Source organism: Micromonospora sp. WMMD1082, assembly GCF_029626175.1.
Lineage (GTDB): Bacteria > Actinomycetota > Actinomycetes > Mycobacteriales > Micromonosporaceae > Micromonospora.
This window is the reverse complement of record NZ_JARUBM010000002.1, coordinates 680,470-703,832: the sequence shown is the minus strand read 5'-3', so window position 1 is coordinate 703,832 and position 23,363 is coordinate 680,470. Positions and strand designations below refer to the sequence as shown.

The window sequence follows — 23,363 nt, the reverse complement described above, 5'->3', positions numbered from 1 at the left end:
CGATCGCGTCGGCCGGCGACCCAGCGTGCTGCGTCAGCCGGGTGGCAGGGCGGACCGGGACAGCCGGAAGTGTTGCCGCTTGCCCTCGTCGCGGAGCACCACGCCGTAGCGGGCCAGCTCCGCCCGCAGTTCCCGGGTCTCGTCGCCCCGGTCGCGTTCCAGCGCCTCCTGCCGGGCCCGCAGCAGTGCGTCCGCGCCGGCCGGCAGGCCGGGAAGGTCGGGCACCCAGCGCCGGTACGCCGCCCGGTGCGGATCCGCCTCCACCCAGGGCCAGCCGTGCTCGCGGAAGGCGCCGGCCAGTTGATCGGCCGGCAGGTCGGACCGCTGCCGGGCCAGCTCACCGTCGTCCGCGTCGAGCAGGACCAGATCCTTGCCGTCGGCGAAGACCGCCCGCGTCTGCGCCCGGCCGACCTCCCGCTCGGAGCTGCCGACCCGCAGGCGGACCCGGGTGCCGTCCACGGTGACGTGCACCGCCTCGGCGGTGCCGACGGCGGCGATCACCAGGCCGGCCAGTACGCCGACCCCCACCCCGCCGGCCAGGGCGTACCCCTCGGGCAGCCCGTCGACCAGCCGGAACAGGCCCTGCATCGGGGCCCACGGCAGGCCGACCACCCAGCCCGCGCCCGCCGCCAGCAGACCGCCCGCCGCGGCGCCGAGCACCGGGATACCGACCCAGAGCACCAGCAACTCCCCGACGCCGCCGCTGACCACCGTCGGCTTCCCGTACGCCGTCACGCCACCTCCCGACGCATCGTCCGGACCAGCCCGGCGACCAGCGGCACCACCAGCCACACCAGCAGTGACACCCCCAGCCGCCCCCACTGCCCGGCGGTCATCTCGGTGGTGAACAACGGCTCCATGGTGCGCCCGGTGTCCAGCCACTCCGCGGCCCGGCTCAGCGGCCGGACCAGCTCGCCCACGATCGACCAGGCGATCGGCAGGATCAGGTAGGCCACGATGGCCAGCGGGGTGTGCAGGAGCAGCAGGCCGAACCCCGCCCCCATCAGCACGTTGGCCACCTGGAACACGGCGGCGTGCAGGATCAGCGTGCCCTCGATCCGCCAGCTGCCCGCGCCGCCGGTCGCGCCGGCGACCAGCGTCCCGGCGGCGGCGAGGGCGAGGCTCGCCAGCACCGAGGCCAGGGCGGCCAGTACCACCGCGGCAAGCTTGGCGGCGATCACCCGTTCCCGCCGGGGCACCAGCGCGAAGGTGGTCAGCGCGGTGCGCTGCGACCACTCGCTGGTGATCGAGAGGATGCCGAGCACCGGCAGCAGCAGCCCGACCGGGAACAGCGACGGGAGGAAGAAGTTGACGAAGGTCTGCTCCGCGTCGGGCGCGTACACCAGTTGGAGGGTGACGATGAGGGCGGCGACCAGGCCGATGGTGATCAGCAACCAGCGGCCGGCCCGGGTGTCGACGAGCTTCCGCAGCTCCACGGCGGTCAGCCGGCCCAGCGACGGCCGGCGCTGCGCCGGCCGGGCGTCCGGGGTGACCTCGGGTGCGGCGGTGGTGGTCATCGGACGGCCTCCTCGGTCGGCGCGGCGTCGGTACGGGTCTCGGCGGGGCGGGTCTCGGCGACGGCCGGCTCGGCCGTGGTGAGGGTGAGGAAGAGCTGCTCCAGGCCACCGGTGCCGGCCGGGCGCAGCTCGGTGAGGGCGACCCCGGCCGTCGCGGCGGCCTGCCCGACGGCCTCCGGGTCGGCGCTGACCAGCAGCCCGTCGGTGCCGTCGCGGGCCGTCAGGCCAGCGCGTTGCAGCGCGCCGCGCAGGGCCGCCCGGTCGCGGGCCCGCACCAGCGTGCCGTCGCCGGCCAGCAGTTCGTCCTTGCCGCCCTGCGCCACGATCCGGCCGCCCCCGATCACCACCAGCCGGTCCGCGACCGCCTCCACCTCGCGCAACAGGTGGGAGGAGAGCAGCACGGTGCCGCCCCGGTCGGCGAAGTCGCGCAGCAGGCCGCGCATCCAGAAGATGCCCTCCGGGTCCAGGCCGTTGGCCGGCTCGTCCAGGATCAGCACCCGGGGGTTGCCGAGTAGCGCGAGCGCGATGCCGAGGCGCTGGCGCATCCCCAGCGAGTACGCCCGGACCCGGCGCCGGGCCGCGACCGCGTCCAGCCCGACCCGGTCGAGCACCTCGCCCACCGCCCGCCGGTCCACTCCCATCGTGGCGGCGGCCACGGTCAGCGCCTCCCGGCCGGTCCGCCCGGCGTGCTGTGCGGAGGCGTCCAGCAGCACCCCGACCGTGCGGCCCGGGTTGGGCAGTTGGCGGTACGGGCGTCCGGCGACGGCGGCGGTACCGGCGGTCGGCGGGGTGAGCCCGCAGATCATCCGCATGGTGGTGGACTTGCCGGCCCCGTTGGGCCCCAGGAAGCCGGTGACGGTGCCCGGCTCGCAGTGGAACGACACGTTCTCGACGGCGGTGTGCCGTCCGTACCGTTTGGTGAGCTGGTCGACAACGATCATGTACGCCAGCCTGCCCGGACCGCCGGGCTGCCCGCAGCGGCCGACGGTCTGCCTCACCCCGACCAAGGTCGACCGTCAGGCGTCGACTTTGGTAGCTGGCCCGGTGGCCGGACAGCTGCCTACCATTGCGCCGTGACCAGCGCCGACGTACTCGAACACCCGTGGCTGCTGCCCGGGTCGTTGAGCCCGACGCGTCGCCACCCCCGGCGCACCACCCGCGACTGGCTGGTGGACAGCTTCTGCTTCCTGGCCGCCCTGCTCTGGATCCCGGTGGCCACCGGCGACGCCTTCGCCATGGAGCCGATCATCGCGGAACGGTTGCCCCACCCGTGGATGATCGCCGCGGACGCGTTCATCGGCCTGCTCGGCGCGGCGGCGCTCTGGTTCCGCCGCCGCTGGCCGGTCGGGTTGGCGCTGGTGTCGCTGCCGGTGATCATGTTCTCGGTGGCCGCGGCGGTGGCCCTGGTGGTCATCTATCTCACCGTGGCGGTGCACTGCCGCACGGCGGTCACGGTCGGCCTCACCGTGGCCGGCCTGGTGGCCAACGCCGTCTACTACCTGGTCCGTCCCGAACCGGGCACCGCGTACTGGGTGAGCCTCGCGTGGGCCACGGTCATCACCCTGTGCCTGCTGGCGTGGGGGATGTTCGTGCGGGCCCGCCGGCAGCTGGTGCTGTCGCTGCGGGAACGCGCCGAGCGGGCCGAGGCCGAGCAGCAGCTGCGGGTGGCCCAGGCCCGCCAGCTGGAACGCACCCGCATCGCCCGGGAGATGCACGATGTGCTCGCTCACCGGATCTCGCTGCTCAGCCTGCACGCCGGGGCGCTGGAGTTCCGCCCCGACGCCCCCGCCGAGGAGGTGGCGCGGGCGGCCGGGGTGATCCGGGGCAGTGCCCATGCCGCCCTGCAGGATCTGCGCGAGGTGATCGGCGTGCTGCGGGCCGAGCCCTCCCTGCCCGCGGAACCGGAACGTCCGCAGCCCACCCTCGACGACCTGCCCGCGCTGGTCGCCGAGTCCCGCGCCGCCGGGATCCGTGTCGACCTGCGCGACCGGGTCCGCGCGGCCGACGGGCTGCCCGACGTGGCCGGCCGGAGCATCTACCGGATCGTGCAGGAGGGGCTGACCAACGCCCGCAAGCACGCCGCCGGCGCCGCCGTCACGGTCGGCCTCAGCGGCGCACCGGGCGACGGGCTGACCGTGGAGATCCGCAACCGCTGGCCGGTGGGTGAACCCGCCGCCGCCCCGATCCCCGGCGCCGGCACCGGCCTGGTCGGCATCGCCGAGCGGGTCAACCTCGCCGGCGGGCGGCTGGAACACGGCCGCGACGGCAACGGGGACTTCCGGCTGGCCGCCTGGCTGCCCTGGCCGGCGTCGTGACCGGAGACCAACCGGCACCGGCCGATGCGGCGGAGCCGACCACGGCCGGCCCGGTACGGATCCTGATCGTGGACGACGACGCGTTGGTACGCGCCGGGCTGTCGATGATCCTCGGCGGTACCCCCGACCTGAAGGTGGTCGGCGAGGCGGCCGACGGCAGCGAGGTGGTCACCGCGGTCGCCGCGTGCCGGCCGGACGTGGTGCTGATGGACATCCGGATGCCCCGCCTGGACGGGCTGGCCGCCACCGAGGCGCTTCGCGCGTTGCCGAGACCACCCGAGGTGCTCGTGCTGACCACCTTCGACACCGACGAGCACGTGCTGCGGGCGCTGCGGGCCGGCGCCGGCGGGTTCCTGCTCAAGGACACCCCGCCGGTCGAGATCGTGCGAGCGGTGCGCCGGGTGGCGGCGGGCGAGGCGACCCTGTCCCCGACGGTTACCCGCACCCTGATCGCGCACGTCACGGCCGCAACGATGACGGCCGACCCGCGCCGCGACCGGGCCGCCCAGCAACTGGCGGGTCTGACCGAGCGGGAACGCGCCGTCGCGGTGGCCCTGGGCCAGGGGCGGACCAACGCCGAGATCGCCGGGGAGCTGTTCATGAGCGTGGCCACCGTCAAGGCGTACGTCTCCCGGCTGCTGACCCGCCTCGGCCTGAACAACCGGGTGCAGGTGGCCCTGCTCGTCCACGACGCCGGGCTGGTCTGACCGGCGGTGACGGGCTCGCCCGGTCCGCGATCGCGGACCGGGCGACGCTGGGCTCGCTAGTCCTGCCAGACGTTCAGGGCCCAGACGAGGACGTACCAGACACAGACGTACTCCCGCCCGGAGGCGATTCCGGCGATGTGGCAGGTGATCGGGTCGGGAAAGACACCCTGGAGTCCCCAGCCGCCCGCCGCAGCCAGCGTGACCGGCGCGGCACTCACCGCCGCGTTGACGACGGGAACCGGGGCGGCTTGGGCAGCCCCGCCCGTCGTGCCCAGGCCACTGGCCACCAGGGTGACCACCACGATTGTCCGGGCCAGTCGCTGCCGCAGCGATTGTTTGCGCATCGGGCTCTCCTCCCACGCGCCCGGGCCGGATGTCCGGCCGAGGGCGTCCCGTCGATGAACGATGCGCTACATGCTGCGCCGAGGAGGGGATCTGGTCGTCAGCCCACGATCTGACTGCCCGCGTATACCAGGCGGGTGAGTCCGGCCACCCGCGTCCCCCGACAGGTAGACCCGGAGTCGCCGGGTTGCCGGAACGGGACTTTGAACTATCCCGCCATGGGGGCCGTACCACTGCCCGAGGTGCGGTGCTCAAGCGCACCGCTACCGGAGCTGCGGGAGGTCTGCCGTGCGAGTTGATGAGCAGTCGACGGATCCCATCGATCAGATTCTGGGCGAGTTGCCGGTCCCGACGCCGTTGACCCCTGAGGACGTCCGGCTGGCCGTCCGGGCGGTGGTCGTACACGCGGCGGAGGAGTGGCCGTCCGGGGCGCTGTGCCGCAACGATGGGGCCCGGTTCCCCTGCCGGCTGCATCGTTGGGGTCGGCGGGTGCTACTGAACCACGGGCTCAACGAGCGGCAGCTCGACGCCCTCATCCGGCACGGCAATCCGTTCGTGCACGTGCCGTTCCCGTTCCTGATCAACGGACCTTCGGCGGGACGTACCCCCGCCGCACGTCCGGTGCGGCCGGACCGTGCCGCCGGTCACCCGGCGCGTGGTCCGGTTCCCCGGGTGCCCGCACCGGCGGTGCGTACCGGTGTCCGACCCTCCGGTTCCGGCCGGCCGGTGGCACCCCCCGCCACCGCGCCGCGCTGGCCGCGGGCGAGCTGAGCGGGCTCACCCGCGTACGACGCCGGCCCGGGCGCGGTCATTCCCCCGCCCGGCCCGGGCCGGCGTCGCGATCTCAGCGGTACCCGGCAGGGATCCCGCAGTTGGGCGCGGCCCAGTAGGTGTTGTTCGGGCTGCGGTCCTGGTTGTTCTCGCGCCGTGAGTCGACGTGGACGTGGTTGTTGTGCCCCTGCACGCCCGGCCCGATGATTCCACTGAAGCCGTGGTTACGAGCCTGGCGGGCGATGTCGCACAGCGGCCTGGTACGCGAGACGAGGTCGGCGGCGTTGCCGTAGAGGTGCTGGCTGTCCGTCGCCCCGCCCACCTGGCTGTTGCAGGTGCGGCTGCGGAAGCCGCTGGTGACGACGACCGGCTGGTCGCCGAGGCTCTTGCGCAGCGCCTCCAGCTTCCACATCGTGCGCAGGGCGTTCTGCCGGGTCTGCGCGGTGGTCAGCGGTCCACCGGTCCATCCGCTGCCGCCACAGCCGTTGTCCAGCTCGCTCCAGCTGAAGTGCCGGGGCGTGCAGTCGTTGTCCTGGATCTGGTACAGCTTCGCGAAGGTCTGCGGGCCGGCGATCCCGTCGACCCTGATGCCGTACGCGGACTGGAAGCGGCGTACTGCGGCGGCGGTCTTCGGGCCGTACCGCCCGTCCAGTTCCACGATGTTGTTGTTGCCGGCCCAGCCGGCCATCCGGAGTTGCAGCTCACGTACGTCGCTGCCGGAGCGCCCCTGGTAGAGGTTGCGGTTCCAGGTGTAGCAGGCGTCGGCATGGGCCGCTGGCGCGGCGACCACCGAGGCGATCGCGGCGCCCGGCAGGGCCAGGGCGAGGGCGACGACTGCCCGTTTCAGGGTGTGTACGCGCACAGAAGTCCTCCCGATAGGAGAGCGAATGGGGTGGCGTTCGGGACTTCGACCGGGCCGTCCCGTGGATCCACCCTCGCACCGGACGGACCGTTTGGCGGCAATTAACGAGAATTGTCCTCATGATTCGTCGTACCTGGGCATCAGCTGGGAATTAGGCCCATCTGCGAAACAGGCATTCACGTCCGAGGTGTCGGAGAAGGGGCGCTTCCGCGCCGAAGGTCGCATCCGGCGACACGGAGGGTGATGTTCTCCGGTGCCGGCGGCCCGGTAACGTCAGCGCGGGCGACGGCGGGGAGGCGGGCGTGGCACGTGGTGGCATCTTCTGCGTCGAGGGCCAGTGGCACCGGGACCTCAACGAGCGCGGCTCCGTGCTGCCCACCCTCGAACTGCTCGAACGGCTGGGCCGGATCCGCTTCATCCACAAGGACGCCGCCACCCGGGATGAGCTGTTCTACTTCATCGACCGCTGGCTGCTGAAGCAGTACGCGGACCACCGGCTCGGCTTCTTCGCGATGCACGGCGAGCCGAACCGGCTCTGCCTGACCGACTGGCAGTCGGTGGAGCTCACCGAGGTGGCCGAGCTGATGGCCGGGCGCTGCGAGGGGCGGCGCCTCTACTTCGGCAGCTGTTCGGTGTTGCGCGCCTCCGAGTCGGTGCTGCGGGAGTTCCTTGAGGTCACCGGCGCCGCGTTGATCTGCGGCTTCACCCGCGAGGTGGACTGGGTCGAGTCGGCGGCGTTCGAGACCGTCCTGCTCGACGTGCTCGCCAACGGTCAGCGGCACAACGCCGCCGAGCTGCGGATGGGCTCGGCGCACTGGGCGCCGCTGGCGTCGTACCTCGGCTTCCGGGTCATCTACGCCAACGGCCGCGCCTGGCGACCGCCGGTGCGGCCCCGGGTGCCCGCCAGCCGTCAGCCGGCCAGCTCACCTGACGGCTGGTAGGACGGCTGGTAGAAACGAACGATGCCACGCACGATCGCTCGTAACACCCGGGTCGACCGGGACGCTCTCCTCGACTTCATCCGCCCCCGGCACCGGGTGCTGCTGATCACCACCCGCGCCGACGGCCGGCCGCAGTCCTCGCCGGTCGCGGCCGGGGTGGACGCCGAAGGCCGGCTGGTGATCTCCAGCTATCCGGAACGCGCGAAGGTCGCCAACCTCCGCCGCGACCCCCGGGTGTCGGCCTGCGTGCTCTCCGACGACTGGAACGGCCCGTGGGTGCAGCTCGACGGCACGGCCGAGGTGCTGGACCTGCCGGAGGCCCTCGAACCGCTGGTGGACTACTTCCGCAGCATCTCCGGCGAGCACCCGGACTGGGACGAGTACCGGCAGGCGATGCTGCGGCAGGGCAAGTCGCTGATCCGGGTCACCATCACCTCGTGGGGCCCGGTCGCCACCGGCGGCTTCCCGGCCCGGCTGGCCGACTGAACGCGGGCGGGGTGCGGCCGACACCGCACCCCGCCCGACAGGTCAGTACCGCGCCGTCGCGTACGTGGCGCAGCCGATCAGTTCCATCGACACCTGGAGCCGCTCCAGGCTGATGTTCTTGGCGATGGTGTCCTCCGGGCTGTGGTACGGCGGTTCCAGCAGCGCCGGCGACTCCTCGCCGCGCCAGGAGAAGTTCGCGCTGGCGATGCCGACCTCCTGGAACGACTGGTGGTCGCTGGCGCCGCGCTGGGTCACCGGGGAGATCTGCGGCTCGTAGCCGAGCCGACGCGCGGCGGCGGCGACCTCGTCGGTGGCCCGGTTGCTCTCACCGGTGAACGACAGCAGCCAGTAGCGGGTGGCCGGATCCCAACTGGTGGCGACCATGTCGGTCTGGTAGACGGCGAGGATCCGGTCGCGCTCGGTCTGGGGCAACTGGGCGACGTAGTAGCGCGACCCGATCAACCCCTGCTCCTCCGAGCCCCACAGGGCGAACCGCACGGTGGCGTAGGTCGGTATCGCCCGCAGCACGCGGGCCAGCTCCAGGCTGAGCACCGTGCCGGAGCCGTCGTCGTTGGCGCCCGGTGCGCCGATCACCGAGTCGTAGTGCGCGCTCACCATGACCACCGGGCCGCGCTTGCCGGCCAGCCCACGCCGCTCGGCCAGCACGTTGTGCGAGGTGAGGCCGCGGTGCGCGGCGGTGGCGACGGTCAGGGTGAGCGGGCCGGCGGCCAGCAGGGCACGGAGCCGGTGCTTCTGCGCCTGGGCCACCCCGACCACCGGGATCGGCAGCGGAGCGGACTCGGCGCCGGGCAGCGTGGGGGAGAACGCCGACGCCCGGCGGGGCTCGACCAGGTCGGCCGGGAGGAAGACCACGGCCGCCGCCCCGGCCGTCACGGCGGTGGCGGCGAGCTGCTCGCGCTCGGCCGCGACGTAGTCGACCAGCACGATCTTGCCGCCGACGTCGGCCGGATAGTCGCCCGGCGCTCCGGCACCGACGTCGACCACGGCGGCGGTGACGGTGGTGTCCAGCGCGGCGTGCCCGCTCGCCCCGGCCTGCCAGTTCAGGTCCCTGGGCAGCCCGGCCGGCGAGCTGAGCTGGGCGAGGAACTTGTCGGCGACCGGGAAGGGTTGCAGCGTGGTGTCGTAGCGCAACCTGTCGAGCTGGCCGGCGATGTAGTGGGCGGCGCGGCGCTCCGAGTCGGTGCCGCCGATGCGCGGGCCGATGTCCTCGGAGAGCACCTTGAGGTGCTGGAGCGCCCGGCTGCTCGACAGCTGGGCGACGACGAGGCGGTCGAAGAGGGTGAGGGCCGGTGGGCGGTGCGCGCCGGGCCGCTGACCGGTGGCGGCCCAGGCGGGCGCGGGCAGCGCCACGGTGGCGGCGCCGCCGAGCGCGACGGTCAGCATCCGTCGGCGGTTGAGCGAACCTGATCCGGTGGAGCGGGAGGAGTCGTGCGGGGATGTCACGGTGTCGTCGAGCGAAGCCAAGACGCGCCCTCCTGATTCAAGGTCCGACCTGGGCGTCAGGGGTGCGGCGCCCGAGTCACAGAGACTCGAATCTATCTGGCGAGCTGGCGTTTCTCAAGATCAGAGATCAGTACGCGGCGGTGAAACGCGCATTCCGGAAGCGAGGGTTCTCGATCTCGTCGACCACCGCGACGGCCAGATCCTCGTAGCTGAGCACGCTGCGGCCCTGCGCGTCGGTCACCGGCTGGTCGGTGCCGGTGCGATACCGGCCGGTGCGTTCCCCCGGGTGGAACTCCAATGGCGGAGGGGAGACGTACGTCCAGGTGACCCCGTCGGCCGAGGAGCGGTAGACATCCAGGGCCTCCGCCTGCCCCCGGGCGGCGTCACGGTACTCCTCGGGAAAGTCCGGCTCGTCGAGCAGCCGGGTTCCGGCCGCCGTGAGCAGGGTGGCACCGCCGCCGACGTGGATGACCCGGGGAGCCGCCGGCATGCCGTGCAGCACGTCCAGGACGGTCCGCGCCGCGTCGGGCCAGAGCGTACGGTCCCCGCCGCCAATCGCTACCACCAGTGCGTCCGCCTCCGGCGCCAGTTCCCGCACGCTGCGTTCACTGGTCGCGTCCCCGGTGACGACGCGGACCCCGGCCGGCAGGAACGGCGCGTCCGCCTCCGGCCGGCGCACCGCGGCCACCACCCGGTGCCCCCGGCCGAACGCCTCCCTGGTGATCCGCGAACCCGCGGTGCCGCCCGCACCGAACACGACGATGTCACTCACGTCGCTGCCACGCTGCTGGGCCGGATGGTTCGCTCGCTCCGCTCACTCACGCCTCCCAGGCTAGGGAGCGGCCCGGGCGGTCGTCGGTGGAACGGCGATCCCGCTCGGTCTCTCAGCCGACCAGCGCGGAGTAGACCAGCTGGCGCAGCTGCGGCCGGATGGGCCAGGTGCTCGACGGCATCAGCTGGGTGAAGAACATGGCGGTGATCTCCTCCGCCGGGTCGACCCAGAACGCGGTGCTGGCCACCCCACCCCAGTAGTACTCGCCGGTGCTGCTCGGCATCCGGCTCGGTACGGGGTCGTCCACCACCGCGAAGCCGAGGCCGAACCCGATGCCGTCCAGGGTTGTCTCGGCGAACCCCCCGGTGGACAGGGTGCCCAGGTCCTGCCCGCCGGGCAGGTGGTTGCGGGTCATGAAGCGCACCGTGCGGGGGCCGAGCAGGCGCGTACCGTCCAGTTCGCCACCGCGGAGCAGCAGCTGGGTGAAGCGGTGGTAGTCGGCGGCCGACGAGATCAGGCCGCCGCCGCCGGAGAGCAGCGTCGGCTTCTCGTACGCCAGGTCGCCGAGCGCGTCGTGGCGTACCGCCCGACCGGTCGCCGGGTCCGGCACGTAGAGCGCGGCCAGCCGGTCGGCGTCGGCGCCGTCGACGTGCCAGCGGGTGTCCGCCATGCCCAACGGGCGCAGGATGCGGTCGGTGAGGAACGTGTCCAGGCTCTGCCCGGCGACCACCTCGACGAGCCGGCCGAGCACGTCGGTGGCGACGGAGTATCCCCAGGCGGTGCCGGGCTGGAACAGCAGCGGCAGCTCACCGAAGACCCGGCAGGCCTCGGCGAGGTCGACCTCCGCCGGCGGGTACAGGTCGTAGCCGGCGGCCCGGTACAGGCCGTCGACCACCGAGGTCTGCATGAAGCCGTACGTCAGCCCGGCGGTGTGGGTGAGCAGGTGCCAGACCCGGATCGGCTCGATCGCCGGCACGGTGTAGGGCTTGAGCGTCGAGCCCTTCGAGTAGACCCGCATGTCGGCGAACTCGGGCAGCCAGCGCCCGATCTCGTCGGTCAGCTCGAAGCGGCCCTCCTCCCAGAGCATCATCGCCGCCACCGAGGTGATCGGCTTGGTCATGGAGTAGATCCGCCAGAGGGTGTCCGCCTGCACCGGCGTGCCGGCCTCGCGGTCGCGCAGCCCGTACGTCGAGCTGTGCGCGATCTCGCCGCGCCGGGTCACCACCGCCTGCCAGCCCGCCAGCCGGCCGTCGTCGACGTACGGGCCGAAGTGCTGGTCGATCCGGGCCAACCGCGCCGGGTCGAAACCGACCCGGTCCGCCTCGATGCTGGGTGCGATGCTCACCCGACCGAACCTACCGGCCGGTACGCAGGGCGGGAAGGCGTACCTGTCGGTGGCGCTGGTTACCCTCCTGGCATGCCGGAGCCGACCGAGGACGTCACGTTCCACGACGAGGACTGGTATGCGGAGGATCTGGCCGACCGGCACTTCGTCGGCTGCACCTTCCACCGGGTGGATCTGACCGAGGCGAGCAGCCGGGGCGCGGTCTTCGACGGCTGCACCTTCGGCGACGTGGCGTTCAACGTCTCCCGGCACACCGACTCGGCCTTCACCCGCTGCGTGTTCACCCGGTGCAACCTGTTCGAGGCGGAGTTCACCGGCTGCAAGCTGGTGGGCAGCACCTTCGACCGGTGCGACCTGCGGCCGTTGACCGTGACCGGGGGCGACTGGTCGTTCGTCACCCTCGCCGGCGCCGACCTGCGCGGCGGGCGGTTCACCGGCGTACGCATGCGGGAGACAGACCTGTCCGGTGCCGATCTGACCGGCGCGACGGTGACCGGCGGTGACCTGTCCGACGTGCAGTGGCGAGGTGCCCGGCTGTCCGGTGCGGACCTTCGCGGCAGCGACCTCGCCGGGTTGGACCCGACGGCGGTGCAGCGCGCCGGGACGGTCATCGACGTGATGCAGTCGGTGGCCGTCGCCCGGGCCCTCGGCTTCGACATCCGCGGCTGACCCCACCCGCGCTCGCCGGGCCGGCGACGGGCCAGGCGACGATCCGGGTAGCGCGGAGGGTCCTGGTAGTGCCAATGTGAGGCGCCCGCACAACCGGGTGCGGTGTGCCGGTGCGAGCCCGGTCCGGCAGAAGTGGAGGGTCGGTGACGGAGGAAGAACCCGCACGGGCGCCTCAGCCCGGCGAGCCCGCCCGGCATCGCGTACCTGCTCCCCGGCGGCACCTGCCCGGGCCGGACGGCGAGAGCCGCGCCGCCGCCCGCCGGCTGGCCCGTGGCCGTCGACGCCGCCGCTGGGTCGTCGAGGCGGTCGCCGCCGGCGCCGGTCTGCTGGCGCTGGTCGGGTACGTGCAATGGTGGTCGGAGCCCAGCCCGCAGGACCGGGCGGATCTGGGCGGCCTGCCGGCGGTGGTCGGGCGCCCGAGCCTGCCCAGCACCGTGCCCACCGCCCCGGCCGTGCCGGGCCTGCAACCGCGCGAGCGGTCGCCGAGCCCCCGCCCCACCCCGAGCCCGAGCCCCACCTCCACGGCACCCACGGCGGCACCGCCGCTGCTCACCGTCAGCCGGTCGGACATCCCGGCGACGGTGAACCTGACCCGGGCGGGTGAGCGTGACTGGGTGCACTGGGGACTGGGCGGCGCCGGGGCGACGGTACGCAAGCGCGACGGCTCCGCCGAGATCCGTGACCTGGGCGGTCGGGGTGAGCGGGCCGGCTGGGACGGTAACCAGGAGATGTTCCGGTGGCGCGACGGCGCGCCGGTGCGGTCGACCGACGCCACCCCCGACGGGGTCTACACCTGCGGTGCGGGCAACGGCTTCAGCCTCGCCGTCGTCGCCGACGGTCAACCGCGCACCGTCACCGTCTACCTCGGTGTGTGGATGGCCCGTGGCCGGTTGGAGATGCGGCTGGCCGACGGTGGCCCGAGCCGTACGCTGCGGCTGGAGGAACGGCACACCAGCCAGTCCGCCGAGGTGACCATCCGCTTCCAGGCACCGAAGGCCACCCGACTCCTGCTCACCTGGACGGTGGCGGAGACCTTCACCTCCCGCTGCGGTAACGTCGGTCTACAGGCCGTAGCGTTGCGCTGACGGCGGTGGAGCAGGCTGACCGGGGGACCTATGACCACAGGCGAAGAGGTGCTGGACAGCCCGACGAACTGGGTGGCCGAGCACATCAACCGGTACGTCGACACCGACGGCGCCGACGGGCACGAGTGGCGGCCCGGCGTCTTCACGCTACTGCTGACCACCCGTGGCCGGCGCAGTGGCACGTTGCGGCGCACCGCGTTGATCTACGGTCGATCCGGCGACGCGTACGCGGTGGTCGGCTCCCAGGGTGGCGCTCCCCGGCACCCGGCCTGGTACCTCAACCTGCTGGCCGATCCGCACGTCGAGGTACAGGTCGGCGCCGATCGGTTCACCGCCCGGGCACGGACCGCGACGCCCGATGAGAAGGCGCGGCTGTGGCCGGTCATGACCGCCATCTGGCCAGCCTACGACGACTACCAGGCGAAGACCGACCGGGACATCCCGGTGGTGCTGCTCGAACGCGCCTGACGCGACGACCAGGAGAGGATGCCTGATCCTGACTGCGGGCTGCCGGCTGAGTCGCCGGGACAGTTTGTCCGTCGGGGTGGGGGTGGTGGGTCGTAGCGTCCTGCTGTCCGTGTTCGACTGTCCTGTGTGGAGGCCAGGCCGATGAGCAGCAGCAGTACCGTCCGTCCGTCACCGTCCACCGGCGAGCGGGCAGGAGTGGGGCTGCGGGAGATCCCGCTGCCGCCGTACGTGACCGCCGAGGATGCCCAGTTCGCCGTCCGAGCCGTCGTGGTGCACGCGCCACGGAGCTGGTCGGGGGGAACGGTCTGCCGTAACGACGCCAGCCCGCACCCGTGCCGGCTGCACCGTTGGGGTACCCGGGTGCTCGCGCTGCGCGGCCTGCACGACGCCGACATCGCCGCGCTGATCGAGCGCGGCGACCCGGCCGCGCCGCTGCCACCCCACCCCACCGCCCGACGCGGCGACCCGCCCGACGAGACGCACCGCCCGGCGTGGCCTACCGCCCGGCGCGGTGGCCGGCCCGACGGCGGTCGGGCGTAGGAGGATGCGCATACCCCTCCGACGCCCCGCCATGCACTGACATTCCTCTATTTGACGGATGCCCGGACAGGGGGCACCGTGGGCAGTGGCGGGGCTCTGAGCTGCCCCGATGCGGCATGGGTGGCACCGCCCGGCAATCCGTCGGGGGGTGACCAGCGCAAGGCGCCGCCGACACGTCTGTGCCGGTACGCGGGCCGAGTCCGGCCCGCCCGCGGATCCGCGAAGCGCGGCCGCGCCGGGAGCCCGAGAACACCCACGAGGAGTCGCACCATGCTCACGATGACCGACAACGCCGTCCTGGTGATCCGTGATCTTGCCGCGCAGCAGGACGTCGCCGAGGGCGGTGGCGTCCGCATCGCCGCGGACACCGCAGCCGGTTCGCTCACCGTCGAGATGGTCCCCGCGCCGGTCGAGGGCGACCATGTGGTCGACAACCAGGGCGCCCGGATCTTCCTCGACTCCGACGCCGCCGACCTGCTCGGTGACGCCTCGGTCGACGCGACCGTCGACGACGAGGGCGTCGTGCAGTTCGGGTTCACCGAGAAGGACTAGGGGTTCAGCCGGCGCGGCGGGTCTCGCCGCCGCGCCGCGTACGGCCGCTCGTCGGCGGCCGGGTCACCGCGGGTCGCCACGCGCCGCCGTGCGCCGGCCGCCTTAGCGCGTCCAGCACGTGGGCCAGGTGGTGCGAGGTGCTCCACGCCACCCAGTTGGTCGCCGACCCGGCCCCGGCGACCCGCCGTGCCCGGCGCAGGATCTCGTGATCGCCCCAGGAGAAGCCGGCGCCGGTCGCCGGCCAGTACGGCCCGGACACCAGCGTGTGACACAGGTCGGCGACCCGTTCGTCGCCCCGGCCCCGGCGCCGTGACCAGCGGTGCACCCACCAGGCGCCGTCGCTGGTGTAGGGGACCGTCGGGTGCCGGTCGCCCGCCGGTGCTGACCCTGCCGCCGCTGGTTCGGCCGCCGGGGCCACGCCGTAGTCACCGAACCCGACGCCGAGATCGGCCAGTCGCTGCCAGAGCAGCCAGTCCCAGCGGTCCAGCCGTACGGGCTCGTCGGTGGGCAGGCGGGACAGCGCCGGCGGCATCCCGCCGGCCACCACACTCACCGAACGCCAGTCGTGCCGCCGTGCCCAGTCCAGCACCCGTCGGACCCGGGGCTCGGTCAGCCGTACGTCCGCCGGGCAGCAGACGTCACCGCAGTCGAGCAGCAGGTCGCACTGCTCGGGCGCCAGCCGCGCGTACCGCCAGATCCGCTCGACGGCGACGGTGGTCGCGTCGGGGCGGGCCCGGTCCTGGCGGATCCGCAGCCGCACGACGGCCCGCCGGGTGTGTGCCCGGGCCACCGCGCCGAGCGCCGCCAACCGCCGCTCACCGTCCGCCAGACCGATCACCGGCACCAGCGGTACGCCCCAGCGAGCCAGCGCGGATTCCGCCGGCTCGGGTAGCGCGCTGATGTCGACGGCCGGAACCAGGCCCGGCGGAAGCCGCGCCACGGTCGCCACGATGGAGCTGTCTAGTTCGGACAGTTGCAGGATCGGGCTGAGCATCGGGGCGAGGGCGTCGTCGAGGTGGCCGAGCGCCTCCAGTTCCCCGCGCCGTGCGGCGAGGACGGGGCGGTAGACGGGATCCTCCGCCCGGCCCCCGGGGGCGGGCATCATAATTCAATGTAGCCAGGCGATTACGCACCTCACAGGGCCTGCGGCGGCAAAATCCCCCGACCGGTGTCAGCTCTCCGACTATCGTCACGTCGGTGCCCGAACCCCCGACCCGATACCGGTCCCCCGACGAGGACAGCGCCCGCTGGCAGGGGTTCCCCCGCCGTCCGGGGGACATCGTGATCAGCACCCGTTCCAAGAGCGGGACGACCTGGGTGCAGATGATCTGCGCGCTGCTGGTGCTGCGTACGCCCGACCTGCCGGCACCCCTGACCGAGCTGTCGCCCTGGTTGGACTGGCTGGTCGAACCCCAGGAGCAGGTGTACGCGCGGCTGGCCGCCCAGCGGCACCGTCGCTTCATCAAGACCCACACTCCGCTCGACGGTGTGCCGAGCGATCCCCGGGTGCACTACGTGGTGGTGGCCCGCCATCCGCTCGACATGGCGGTGTCCCTGCACCACCAGGGCGCGAACCTCGACCGCGCTCGCGTCGCCGAGCTGACCGGCCAGCCCACGGCGCCGGACCGGGACGGGCCGTCGGTCGAGCAGGCGCTCGTACGCTGGATCGACGCGGATCCGGATCCGCGCGAGGAACTCGATTCGCTGCCCGGCGTCCTGTGGCACCTGCGTGACGCCTGGGCCCGCCGGCACCGGCCGAACGTCCACCTCGTCCACTACGACGACCTTCGGGGCGACCTGTCCGGGCAGATGCACCACCTCGCCGACCGGCTGGGCCTCGACCCGCCCGGGCCCGACCTGGTCGAGGCGGCGACCTTCGACCGCATGCGGGCCCGCGCCGACCGGCTCGCGCCGGACCCCGCCGGGGTGTTCAAGGACCGGAGCGCCTTCTTCCGCAGCGGTCGCTCCGGTCAGGGCAGCGCCCTGCTCGACGACGCCGGCCGGGCCCGCTACCGGGCGCGGGCCGCCGCGTTGGCCCCGCCCGACCTGCTCGCCTGGCTGCACCGCGACCGCTGACGCGGCCCGCCCGATGTCCGACCCGCGCCCGGTCGCAGCGACCGGCCCGGTGAAACGGCAACCCCGGCACGGCGGGGATGCCGTACCGGGGTTGCCGGTTGGGTGGGCCGTCACCCGGCCCGGGTGCGCGCGTCAGTCGTCGTACCGGTCGTCGTCGTCATCGTCATCGTCGTCGTCAACCGGCTCCTGCTCGGCCTTGACCACGGTGCCGGTCTCCCGGTCGACGTAGATCTCGTGCTCGGTGTTACCCCTGACGATCTCGACCTCCCAGACCGGCCGGCCCTTCTCCCGGTCCCGCTCGATCTCGGTGATCCGGCCGCCACCGACGTGTGCCACCGCGATCTCGCCGGCCCGCTCCAGGCTCACCGCGTCGGCCGCGGTGGCCGGCGTGCCGGCGTTGCCCGGGTCGGCCGGGGTGGCGGCGCCGGTCGGCTCGGCCGGCGTGCCCAGGGTGCCGCTGTCGTCCGGCGTGGCGTCGTCCGGGACGCCGGCCGTCGTCGGGGCACTGGTCGCGGCGGTCAGGGTCGCCTGCTCTGCCCGGCTGTTGTCCGCCGCCGCGACACCCAACAGCACCCCGGTCACCGCCAGGACCGCCGCCGCGCCGCCGGCCGACGCCAGGATCAGGGGGTTGCGCTTCATCGTCTCCACCTCTCCTCGGTTGTTGCATCGAGGATCGGTGCCGGCGCGATAGCGGCGCGCTGTCCGAACCCTAAGCCCGGGTTAAGCCCTCGCCGGGTCATGGGAATCCCGACGGTCAGGTCTTCGGCGGGCCGAGCCGGAGGATCACCTCGGCTCCACCGCCGTGCCGCTCGCCCAGCTCCAGCCGGCCGCCGCTGGCCTGGGCCGCCCGGCGGGCGATGTCCAGCCCGAGCCCGGTCGACCCGGCCTGGCTGGCCCCCCGGCGCACCGAGTCCGCCGCGATGCCGGGGCCCTCGTCGGCCACCGTCAACACCACCTGGTCGGCGACGGTGGCGAGCCGGACGGCGAAGGCGGTGCCGTCCGGAGTGTGCGCGAAGACGTTGCCGAGCAGCGCGTCCACCGCCGCGGCCAGCTCGTCGGGTGGGACCGCCACCGGCAGCGGACCGGGCGCCAGATCGAGGTCGACCGCACGGCCGGTCTCCTCCGCCAGCACCGACCAGAAGGCCACCCGGTCGGTCACCGTCGCCACGGCGTCGGTGACCACCGTGCCGTCGGCGGGGGCGCGCCAGCGGGCCTGCCGGATCAGACCGGTGACCGCCCGCTCCAGCCCGTCCACCGCGTCGGTGACCCGGGCGGCGTCCTGCGGGTCGCGCAGCGACTCGGCCTCCAGGCGTAGCGCCGTCATCGGGGTGCGCAGCCGGTGCGACAAGTCCGCCACCCGTTCCCGTTCCTGCGCCAGCAGCTCCTGGATCCGGCCGGCCAGGTGGTTGAGCGCCCCGCCCACCTCGCGCAGCTCCGCCGGCCCGGCGGGGACCACCCGCGCATCCAACTCGGCGTTGGCGAGCCGGTGCGACACCGCCGACAGCTCGCCGATGGGCCGGACCAGGGTCCGGGCCAGCCGGTCGGCGACGGCCAGGCCGATCAGCACCAGCAGCACGCCGAGCAGGGCCAGCACCAGCCAGGCCCGACCCACCCCGGCGGTCATCTCGGCGTACGGCACCACTGTCCGGATGACCGCCGTGCCGTCCGTCCGGCCCTGCACCGCGATCACCACCTCCCGGCCGTCGGCCGTCTCCGCGGTGAGGCTCTGCCCCCGGCCGGCCAGCTCCACCGCAGGCGTACGCGGCACGGCCGAGCCGAGCACGGTGCCGTCGGGCAGGAACACGCTGACCGGTCGGCCGGACTCGGCGGCGAGCTGCCCGACGGTCAACCGCACGGTCTCCACGTCGGCGGTGCCGACCACCGGGGCGAGGCTCTGTGCGTCGGCCGTGGCGCGCACCGTCGCCCGGTCCTCGGCGGCGGTACGCAGCAGCAGCGCCAGCGGCACCAGGAAGGCGATCACGATGAGCACGCTGACCGCGGCGACCAGCAGCGCCAGGCGTCTCCTCACCCGCCGACCTCCGGGGAGACCAGCCGCACCCCGACCCCACGGACCGTGTGCAGGTAGCGCGGCTGCTGGGCGCTCTCGCCGAGCTTGCGGCGCAGCCAGGACAGGTGCACGTCGACCGTCTTGTCCGCCCCGCCGTACGGGATCTGCCACACCTCGGTCAGCAGCTCCCGCTTGGTCACCACCTCGCCGACCCGGGTGGCCAGGTGCCGCAGCAGGTCGAACTCGCGCGGGGTCAGCTCGACCGGTTCGCCGTCGAGGCTGACCTGCCGGGACCGGGGGTCGATCCGGAGCCCGCCGACCACCACCGTCGGGTCCTCGTCGGCCTGCCCACCGGGTCCGCGGCGCAGCACCGCGCGTACCCGCGCGTCCAGCTGGGCGGCGGTGAACGGCTTGACTACGTAGTCGTCGGCCCCGGCGTCGAGCACCTGGACGATCTCCCGCTCGTCGTCCCGGGCGGTGGCCACGATGACCGGTACGGCGCTGACCGCCCGCAGCATCCGCAGCAACTCGCGGCCGTCAAGGTCGGGCAGCCCGAGGTCGAGCACGACCAGGTCGGGGCGGTCGTCGAGGGCGTCGCGCAGCCCGGTCATCGCGGTGGAGGCGGCCGCCACCGCATGCCCCCGCTCGCGCAGCGCCCGCACCAGCGGGGTACGGATGGTCAGGTCGTCCTCGATCAACAGCAGGCGGGCCACAGCAGGCAGGGTATCCCCGGCCACGGCCGTCGGCCGCGTTCGTTAACCCTCCCTTAGCGCTGCCCGAAGGTCGGCCCAACCGACGATCGGGGATAGTCGGGTGATGGGCCGTCGTACCTTTCTCGCCGTTGCCGGGTGGCTGGCCACCGCGGTCGCCGCCACCCTGATCGGGCTCGCCGCGATCCAGCTGGTGGGGGAGAGCCTCACCGGGACGCCGGGCGGTGTCCGCAGTCAGGAGGAGATCGCCCGGGCCCTCGCCGAACCCGCGCCGACCGGGGCCCCACCGCCCGGCACCGCGCCGCCGGGCCCGACCGCGTCGCCGGCCAGCCCGAGCGCCGAGCCGGGCAACCGGCGCAGCTTCTCTACCGCAGGGGGAAGCGCGGTCGCCGAGTGCGTGCCGGGCGGGGTGTGGCTGGAGTACTGGTCGCCGCGGCAGGGGTACCGGGTCGACGACGTCGACCGTGGCCCGGACGACGACGCCGAGGTGACGTTCGTCGGCCCGAGCGGCGAGTACGAGTTGTCGGTGCGGTGCGTGGACGGGGTGCCCGTCCAGGACCCCGACGACGATGACTGAGCACCGTGCCGACCGGAGATTCGCGCAGGTCAGCAGCATGATCACGGACGGCTTCTGTCCTTGATCGGACAGTCGTTCGCCTGGTTACCGGCGGGGAACGCGACATACGTTCGATGCACAAAGGGGGCCGATCGGCGCTGATCCCCCTTTAGCTACCACAACCAACTCAACACGCCAGGGCGGCTCGGCCGGCTGGGAAGGAGTGCAATGTCCAGCGCGAGAGCCAGGATCACAGGGGCGGCACAGCCGGTTCCGGGGGACGATGCCGCCGCCCGCGCCGACGCCGCACACACCACCTGTGCCGGTGCCGGCATGCCAATGACCGCGCGGGTGTCGTTCGCGGTGGTCAACGCCGATGGCCTCCTGGTCCGAGGGCTGGGCGCGGCGACGGCCAACCGCTTCAGCACCGGGATGTACCAGGTGGTCTTCGACCAGGACGTCACCGGGGCCAGTCTCGTCGGCACCGTCGGTCTGCCGGGCAGTTCCGGGCTCGCACCCGCCGGCCAGATCGCGGTCGCCGGTCGTACCGGCATCCCGAACGCCGTCTTCGTGACCACCTTCGACGGCGCCGGGGAGGCCGCCGACCGGGCCTTTCACCTGGCCGTGCTCTCCTGACCGCCGGCCGGGGCGCCCGGCCGGGTCGCCCAAGCCGCACGTGAGCGCGCGGCGCCGTCTGACCCGGAGGTCGAAACGTCGCCGCGCTCGGCCGTCTCCCACCGTCGCAGCCGTACGGCGGTACGTCAGCGGGGACCTGGCGTGACCGGTCATGCCGGTCCGCCCGTGTCGATCCCCGAAAGGTGCCGCGCCAAACCCTCCGGCCGTGACCAATTCCACCATCTGCGAAGCCCGGCGTGGGTCGGACCGCGGTGGGGTATAAGGGCGTACATGGAGCACTTCACTATCGCGACCGTCGCCGAGAAGAGCCCGGACTTCCGACGCGTGCTGTGGACCGGCGAGCACACCCAGTTGGTGATCATGACGATTCCGCCCGGCGGCGAGATCGGTGAGGAGGTCCACGAGGAGATCGACCAGATCCTCACCTTCGTCAGCGGCACCGGCGAGGCGCGGGTGGCCGGGGAGACGCGCGAGGTGGTGCAGGGCGACCTGGTGGTCGTACCCGCCGGCACCAGGCACAACTTCGTCAACACCGGGCCGAACCCGCTGGTGCTCTACACCGTCTACGGGCCGCCGGAGCACGCCGACCAGGCGGTCCACCGGACGAAGGAGGAGGCCGACGCCGCCGAGGCCGCCGGCGAGGACGAGCCGCCGACCTCCTGACCACCCGCCGGCCCGCACCGCCGCCAGGCGGCGGTGCGGGCGTGATGAGATCGAGGATCCGGGGTACGCCGGCCGGATGGAGCAGCCGGCGATCTCCGACTACGGGTTCCTCTCCGACTGCCGCTCGGGTGCCTTGGTGAGCCGGGCCGGCTCGATCGACTGGTGGTGCCCGAACCGGTTTGATTCGCCCTCGGTCTTCGGCCGGCTGATCGATCCCGACGGCGGTCACTGGCGGCTGGCGCCGGTCGCGACGGGGAGCCCCGGCCACCGGGTGCAGCGGGCGTACCAGGGGCAGTCGCTGGTGCTGCGCACCGTGCACCACACGCCCGAGGGAAGTGTCGCGGTCACCGACGCGCTCGCCGCCGAGGTGGGCGCCCGCGCCCACCAGTTCGGCCTGCACTCGCCGGCCGTGCTGCTGCGCGTGGTCGAGGGGCTGTCCGGCCGGGTGCGGATGGCCATGGACTTCCGGCCCCGACCGGAGTACGGCCTGCTCACCCCGTACCTGCGGGAACTCACCGATGGCGCGGTGCTGGCCGTTGCCGGCCCGATCGAGCTGGTGCTGCGCTGCGACGGGCTGCGGCTGCGGGCCGACCATGACCGGGTCCGACACACCTTCGAGGTCGACGAGGGGCAGGTGCTCGGCTTCGACCTGGCGTACGCGTCGGCGTTCGGCGGGACACCGGCGCGACTGGAGCCGGTCGGGACGCTGGCGGACACGGTGCAGGCGTGGCAGGCGTTCCGCGAGACCCACCGGTACGACGGCCGCTACCCGGAGGTGGTCCGGCACAGCGCGACCGTGCTCACCGGTCTGACGTACGCCCGCAGCGGCGCGGTCGCCGCGGCGTCGACCACGTCGCTGCCGGAGGAACTCGGCGGCGACCGCAACTACGACTACCGCTTCTCCTGGTTGCGTGACTTCGCGATGACCATGCGTGCCCTCTGGGTGGCGGCCTGCCCGACCGAGGCGTCGCGGCTGTTCGACTGGGCGGTCCGCGCGATCGGGCGGATCGGTCCCGAGCCGGTGCCCGTGCTGTTCGGGCTGGAGGGGGAGCGGGACGTCTCCGAGCACATCTGCCCCCACCTGGCCGGGTACGCCGGCAGCTGGCCGGTGCGCATCGGCAACGACGCCTGGCGGCAGCGGCAACTCGACGTGCCGGGCGAGGTCGTCTCGGCGATCTGGCGACTGCGTGACTATCTCGGCGACGAGTTCGCCGCCGAGCTGCGCGAGATGGTGCTCGGCCTCACCGAGCAGGTGGCCGCCACCTGGCAGCTACCCGACCAGGGGATCTGGGAGCCCCGCGACCGTGAGCTGCACTACCTGTCGTCCAAGGTGCTCTGCTGGGTGGCGATGGACCGGGCGGTGCGGCTGGCACCGCAGCTGGGAGAGCGGGCGGACGCCCAGCGGTGGGCCGGCATCCGGGACGAGATCCGGGCCACCGTGCTCCGCGACGGCTTCCACGAACGCCGGGGCGTCTTCACCGGTGCCTTCGGCTCGCCGGAGCTGGATGCCGCGGCGCTCTACCTGCCGGTGGTGGGCTTCCTGCCGGCCACCGACCCGCGGATGCGGGCGACCATAGAGGCGGTCGAGCGGGAGTTGGGCGGTGACGGTGGGCTGGTCCGCCGCTGGGACTCCGATCCCGCGGGCTTCCTGCTCTGCTCGTTCTGGCTGGTGGAGTGCCTGGTGCTGGCCGGCGAACGGGAGCGCGCCGCGCGGCTGTTCGAGCGGGTGACCGGGCACGCCAACGACGTCGGGCTCTTCAGCGAGCAGATCGACCTGCGCAGCGGGGCGCACCTGGGCAACACGCCCCAGGCGCTGTCGCACATCGGCCAGATCAACGCCGCCTGGCGGCTGACCGACCCCACCGCCGACTGACGCCC

Annotated in this window: 27 protein-coding genes; 15 read left to right on the top strand and 12 right to left on the bottom strand. The window is 73.4% G+C overall.

Annotation, left to right across the window (positions count from 1 at the left end):
* Positions 1–33: 33 nt before the first annotated feature.
* Genes O7615_RS03445 through O7615_RS03435 form a run of 3 tightly spaced genes read right to left on the bottom strand, consistent with a single transcriptional unit; the run spans position 34 to position 2,458 of the window.
* Complete coding sequence (locus O7615_RS03445; protein ID WP_278175738.1) at positions 34–735, bottom strand: hypothetical protein; 702 nt, start codon at positions 733–735, stop codon at positions 34–36.
* A complete protein-coding gene (locus O7615_RS03440; RefSeq protein ID WP_278175737.1) occupies positions 732–1,517 on the bottom strand; it encodes an ABC transporter permease in 786 nt (261 codons plus the stop codon). The genes O7615_RS03445 and O7615_RS03440 overlap by 4 nt, the downstream gene beginning before the upstream one ends.
* Positions 1,514–2,458 carry an ATP-binding cassette domain-containing protein gene (locus O7615_RS03435; RefSeq protein ID WP_278175736.1) on the bottom strand — a complete coding sequence of 315 codons (945 nt, stop codon included), beginning with the start codon at positions 2,456–2,458 and terminating at the stop codon, positions 1,514–1,516. Before O7615_RS03435 ends, O7615_RS03440 begins: the two co-directional genes overlap by 4 nt.
* 132 nt (positions 2,459–2,590) lie before the next feature.
* Here O7615_RS03435 and O7615_RS03430 point away from each other — a divergent pair, with 132 nt between their 5' ends.
* Both O7615_RS03430 and O7615_RS03425 read left to right on the top strand, forming a co-directional pair.
* On the top strand, positions 2,591–3,832 hold the full coding sequence (locus O7615_RS03430) for a histidine kinase (protein ID WP_278175735.1): 1,242 nt from the start codon (positions 2,591–2,593) through the stop codon (positions 3,830–3,832).
* The gene (locus O7615_RS03425) at positions 3,829–4,539 is read left to right on the top strand and encodes a response regulator transcription factor (protein ID WP_278175734.1); all 711 of its coding nucleotides are present in this window, start codon (positions 3,829–3,831) and stop codon (positions 4,537–4,539) included. Before O7615_RS03430 ends, O7615_RS03425 begins: the two co-directional genes overlap by 4 nt.
* Positions 4,540–4,595: 56 nt before the next feature.
* Here O7615_RS03425 and O7615_RS03420 read toward each other — a convergent pair whose 3' ends face one another.
* A complete protein-coding gene (locus O7615_RS03420) occupies positions 4,596–4,883 on the bottom strand; it encodes a hypothetical protein (protein WP_278175733.1) in 288 nt (95 codons plus the stop codon).
* A 286-nt stretch (positions 4,884–5,169) separates the two neighbouring features.
* On the opposite strand from O7615_RS03420, the gene O7615_RS03415 reads away from it, so the two are divergent.
* On the top strand, positions 5,170–5,652 hold the full coding sequence (locus O7615_RS03415; RefSeq protein WP_278175731.1) for a hypothetical protein: 483 nt from the start codon (positions 5,170–5,172) through the stop codon (positions 5,650–5,652).
* A 73-nt stretch (positions 5,653–5,725) separates the two neighbouring features.
* On the opposite strand, the gene O7615_RS03410 is transcribed toward O7615_RS03415, so the two are convergent.
* On the bottom strand, positions 5,726–6,514 hold the full coding sequence (locus O7615_RS03410; protein WP_278175730.1) for a D-Ala-D-Ala carboxypeptidase family metallohydrolase: 789 nt from the start codon (positions 6,512–6,514) through the stop codon (positions 5,726–5,728).
* 302 nt (positions 6,515–6,816) lie between these two features.
* Here O7615_RS03410 and O7615_RS03405 point away from each other — a divergent pair, with 302 nt between their 5' ends.
* Entirely contained in the window at positions 6,817–7,455 is a 639-nt protein-coding gene (locus O7615_RS03405; protein WP_278175729.1) for a DUF6642 family protein, read from the top strand.
* 21 nt (positions 7,456–7,476) lie between these two features.
* Complete coding sequence (locus O7615_RS03400) at positions 7,477–7,941, top strand: PPOX class F420-dependent oxidoreductase (protein WP_278175728.1); 465 nt, start codon at positions 7,477–7,479, stop codon at positions 7,939–7,941.
* Between the two features lie 42 nt (positions 7,942–7,983).
* Here O7615_RS03400 and O7615_RS03395 read toward each other — a convergent pair whose 3' ends face one another.
* From O7615_RS03395 to O7615_RS03385, 3 genes are all read right to left on the bottom strand, one after another.
* Positions 7,984–9,426 carry a M20/M25/M40 family metallo-hydrolase gene (locus O7615_RS03395; RefSeq protein ID WP_278175726.1) on the bottom strand — a complete coding sequence of 481 codons (1,443 nt, stop codon included), beginning with the start codon at positions 9,424–9,426 and terminating at the stop codon, positions 7,984–7,986.
* A gap of 106 nt (positions 9,427–9,532) precedes the next feature.
* Positions 9,533–10,177 carry an NAD(P)H-binding protein gene (locus O7615_RS03390; RefSeq protein WP_278175725.1) on the bottom strand — a complete coding sequence of 215 codons (645 nt, stop codon included), beginning with the start codon at positions 10,175–10,177 and terminating at the stop codon, positions 9,533–9,535.
* Positions 10,178–10,289: 112 nt separating this feature from the next.
* A complete protein-coding gene (locus tag O7615_RS03385) occupies positions 10,290–11,522 on the bottom strand; it encodes a serine hydrolase domain-containing protein (protein WP_278175724.1) in 1,233 nt (410 codons plus the stop codon).
* Between the two features lie 72 nt (positions 11,523–11,594).
* Here O7615_RS03385 and O7615_RS03380 point away from each other — a divergent pair, with 72 nt between their 5' ends.
* From O7615_RS03380 to O7615_RS03360, 5 genes are all read left to right on the top strand, one after another.
* Positions 11,595–12,191: a pentapeptide repeat-containing protein gene (locus O7615_RS03380; RefSeq protein ID WP_278175723.1), complete on the top strand. Its 597-nt coding sequence runs from the start codon at positions 11,595–11,597 to the stop codon at positions 12,189–12,191.
* Between the two features lie 143 nt (positions 12,192–12,334).
* The gene (locus O7615_RS03375) at positions 12,335–13,276 is read left to right on the top strand and encodes a hypothetical protein (RefSeq protein WP_278175722.1); all 942 of its coding nucleotides are present in this window, start codon (positions 12,335–12,337) and stop codon (positions 13,274–13,276) included.
* 30 nt (positions 13,277–13,306) lie between these two features.
* On the top strand, positions 13,307–13,744 hold the full coding sequence (locus tag O7615_RS03370) for a nitroreductase family deazaflavin-dependent oxidoreductase (RefSeq protein WP_278175721.1): 438 nt from the start codon (positions 13,307–13,309) through the stop codon (positions 13,742–13,744).
* A 141-nt stretch (positions 13,745–13,885) separates the two neighbouring features.
* Positions 13,886–14,284, top strand: a complete 399-nt coding sequence (locus O7615_RS03365; RefSeq protein WP_278175720.1) for a hypothetical protein — start codon at positions 13,886–13,888, stop codon at positions 14,282–14,284.
* Between the two features lie 270 nt (positions 14,285–14,554).
* The gene (locus tag O7615_RS03360; RefSeq protein WP_278175719.1) at positions 14,555–14,836 is read left to right on the top strand and encodes an adhesin; all 282 of its coding nucleotides are present in this window, start codon (positions 14,555–14,557) and stop codon (positions 14,834–14,836) included.
* 4 nt (positions 14,837–14,840) lie between these two features.
* On the opposite strand, the gene O7615_RS03355 is transcribed toward O7615_RS03360, so the two are convergent.
* The gene (locus tag O7615_RS03355) at positions 14,841–15,938 is read right to left on the bottom strand and encodes a hypothetical protein (protein WP_278175718.1); all 1,098 of its coding nucleotides are present in this window, start codon (positions 15,936–15,938) and stop codon (positions 14,841–14,843) included.
* Positions 15,939–16,033: 95 nt separating this feature from the next.
* Here O7615_RS03355 and O7615_RS03350 point away from each other — a divergent pair, with 95 nt between their 5' ends.
* A complete protein-coding gene (locus O7615_RS03350) occupies positions 16,034–16,912 on the top strand; it encodes a sulfotransferase domain-containing protein (protein ID WP_278175717.1) in 879 nt (292 codons plus the stop codon).
* A gap of 132 nt (positions 16,913–17,044) precedes the next feature.
* Here the strand turns inward: O7615_RS03350 and O7615_RS03345 are convergent, their stop codons facing one another.
* The 3 genes from O7615_RS03345 to O7615_RS03335 form a co-directional block, all read right to left on the bottom strand.
* Positions 17,045–17,551, bottom strand: coding sequence for a PepSY domain-containing protein (locus O7615_RS03345; protein ID WP_278175716.1), 507 nt, complete (start codon positions 17,549–17,551; stop codon positions 17,045–17,047).
* Positions 17,552–17,666: 115 nt separating this feature from the next.
* Entirely contained in the window at positions 17,667–18,941 is a 1,275-nt protein-coding gene (locus O7615_RS03340) for a HAMP domain-containing sensor histidine kinase (RefSeq protein WP_278175715.1), read from the bottom strand.
* A complete protein-coding gene (locus O7615_RS03335; protein WP_278175713.1) occupies positions 18,938–19,633 on the bottom strand; it encodes a response regulator transcription factor in 696 nt (231 codons plus the stop codon). Before O7615_RS03335 ends, O7615_RS03340 begins: the two co-directional genes overlap by 4 nt.
* A 103-nt stretch (positions 19,634–19,736) precedes the next feature.
* On the opposite strand from O7615_RS03335, the gene O7615_RS03330 reads away from it, so the two are divergent.
* The 4 genes from O7615_RS03330 (at position 19,737) to O7615_RS03315 (ending at position 23,358) form a co-directional block, all read left to right on the top strand.
* The gene (locus O7615_RS03330; protein WP_278175712.1) at positions 19,737–20,207 is read left to right on the top strand and encodes a septum formation initiator; all 471 of its coding nucleotides are present in this window, start codon (positions 19,737–19,739) and stop codon (positions 20,205–20,207) included.
* 207 nt (positions 20,208–20,414) lie between these two features.
* Positions 20,415–20,822: a hypothetical protein gene (locus O7615_RS03325; RefSeq protein ID WP_278175711.1), complete on the top strand. Its 408-nt coding sequence runs from the start codon at positions 20,415–20,417 to the stop codon at positions 20,820–20,822.
* Positions 20,823–21,092: 270 nt separating this feature from the next.
* The gene (locus O7615_RS03320; RefSeq protein WP_278175710.1) at positions 21,093–21,485 is read left to right on the top strand and encodes a cupin domain-containing protein; all 393 of its coding nucleotides are present in this window, start codon (positions 21,093–21,095) and stop codon (positions 21,483–21,485) included.
* Between the two features lie 76 nt (positions 21,486–21,561).
* Positions 21,562–23,358, top strand: coding sequence for a glycoside hydrolase family 15 protein (locus O7615_RS03315; protein WP_278175709.1), 1,797 nt, complete (start codon positions 21,562–21,564; stop codon positions 23,356–23,358).
* Positions 23,359–23,363: the final 5 nt, after the last annotated feature.

Bases quoted from the DNA above. Each gene is read 5' to 3' on its own strand.
- O7615_RS03325 (WP_278175711.1), top strand. From the start codon at position 20,415: ATGTCCAGCGCGAGAGCCAGGATCACAGGGGCGGCACAGCCGGTTCCG.
- O7615_RS03400 (WP_278175728.1), top strand. From the start codon at position 7,477: ATGCCACGCACGATCGCTCGTAACACCCGGGTCGACCGGGACGCTCTC.
- O7615_RS03370 (WP_278175721.1), top strand. From the start codon at position 13,307: ATGACCACAGGCGAAGAGGTGCTGGACAGCCCGACGAACTGGGTGGCC.
- O7615_RS03380 (WP_278175723.1), top strand. From the start codon at position 11,595: ATGCCGGAGCCGACCGAGGACGTCACGTTCCACGACGAGGACTGGTAT.
- O7615_RS03365 (WP_278175720.1), top strand. From the start codon at position 13,886: ATGAGCAGCAGCAGTACCGTCCGTCCGTCACCGTCCACCGGCGAGCGG.
- O7615_RS03440 (WP_278175737.1), bottom strand. From the start codon at position 1,517: ATGACCACCACCGCCGCACCCGAGGTCACCCCGGACGCCCGGCCGGCG.
- O7615_RS03345 (WP_278175716.1), bottom strand. From the start codon at position 17,551: ATGAAGCGCAACCCCCTGATCCTGGCGTCGGCCGGCGGCGCGGCGGCG.
- O7615_RS03355 (WP_278175718.1), bottom strand. From the start codon at position 15,938: ATGCCCGCCCCCGGGGGCCGGGCGGAGGATCCCGTCTACCGCCCCGTC.
- O7615_RS03315 (WP_278175709.1), top strand. From the start codon at position 21,562: ATGGAGCAGCCGGCGATCTCCGACTACGGGTTCCTCTCCGACTGCCGC.
- O7615_RS03330 (WP_278175712.1), top strand. From the start codon at position 19,737: ATGGGCCGTCGTACCTTTCTCGCCGTTGCCGGGTGGCTGGCCACCGCG.
- O7615_RS03360 (WP_278175719.1), top strand. From the start codon at position 14,555: ATGCTCACGATGACCGACAACGCCGTCCTGGTGATCCGTGATCTTGCC.
- O7615_RS03435 (WP_278175736.1), bottom strand. From the start codon at position 2,458: ATGATCGTTGTCGACCAGCTCACCAAACGGTACGGACGGCACACCGCC.
- O7615_RS03420 (WP_278175733.1), bottom strand. From the start codon at position 4,883: ATGCGCAAACAATCGCTGCGGCAGCGACTGGCCCGGACAATCGTGGTG.
- O7615_RS03320 (WP_278175710.1), top strand. From the start codon at position 21,093: ATGGAGCACTTCACTATCGCGACCGTCGCCGAGAAGAGCCCGGACTTC.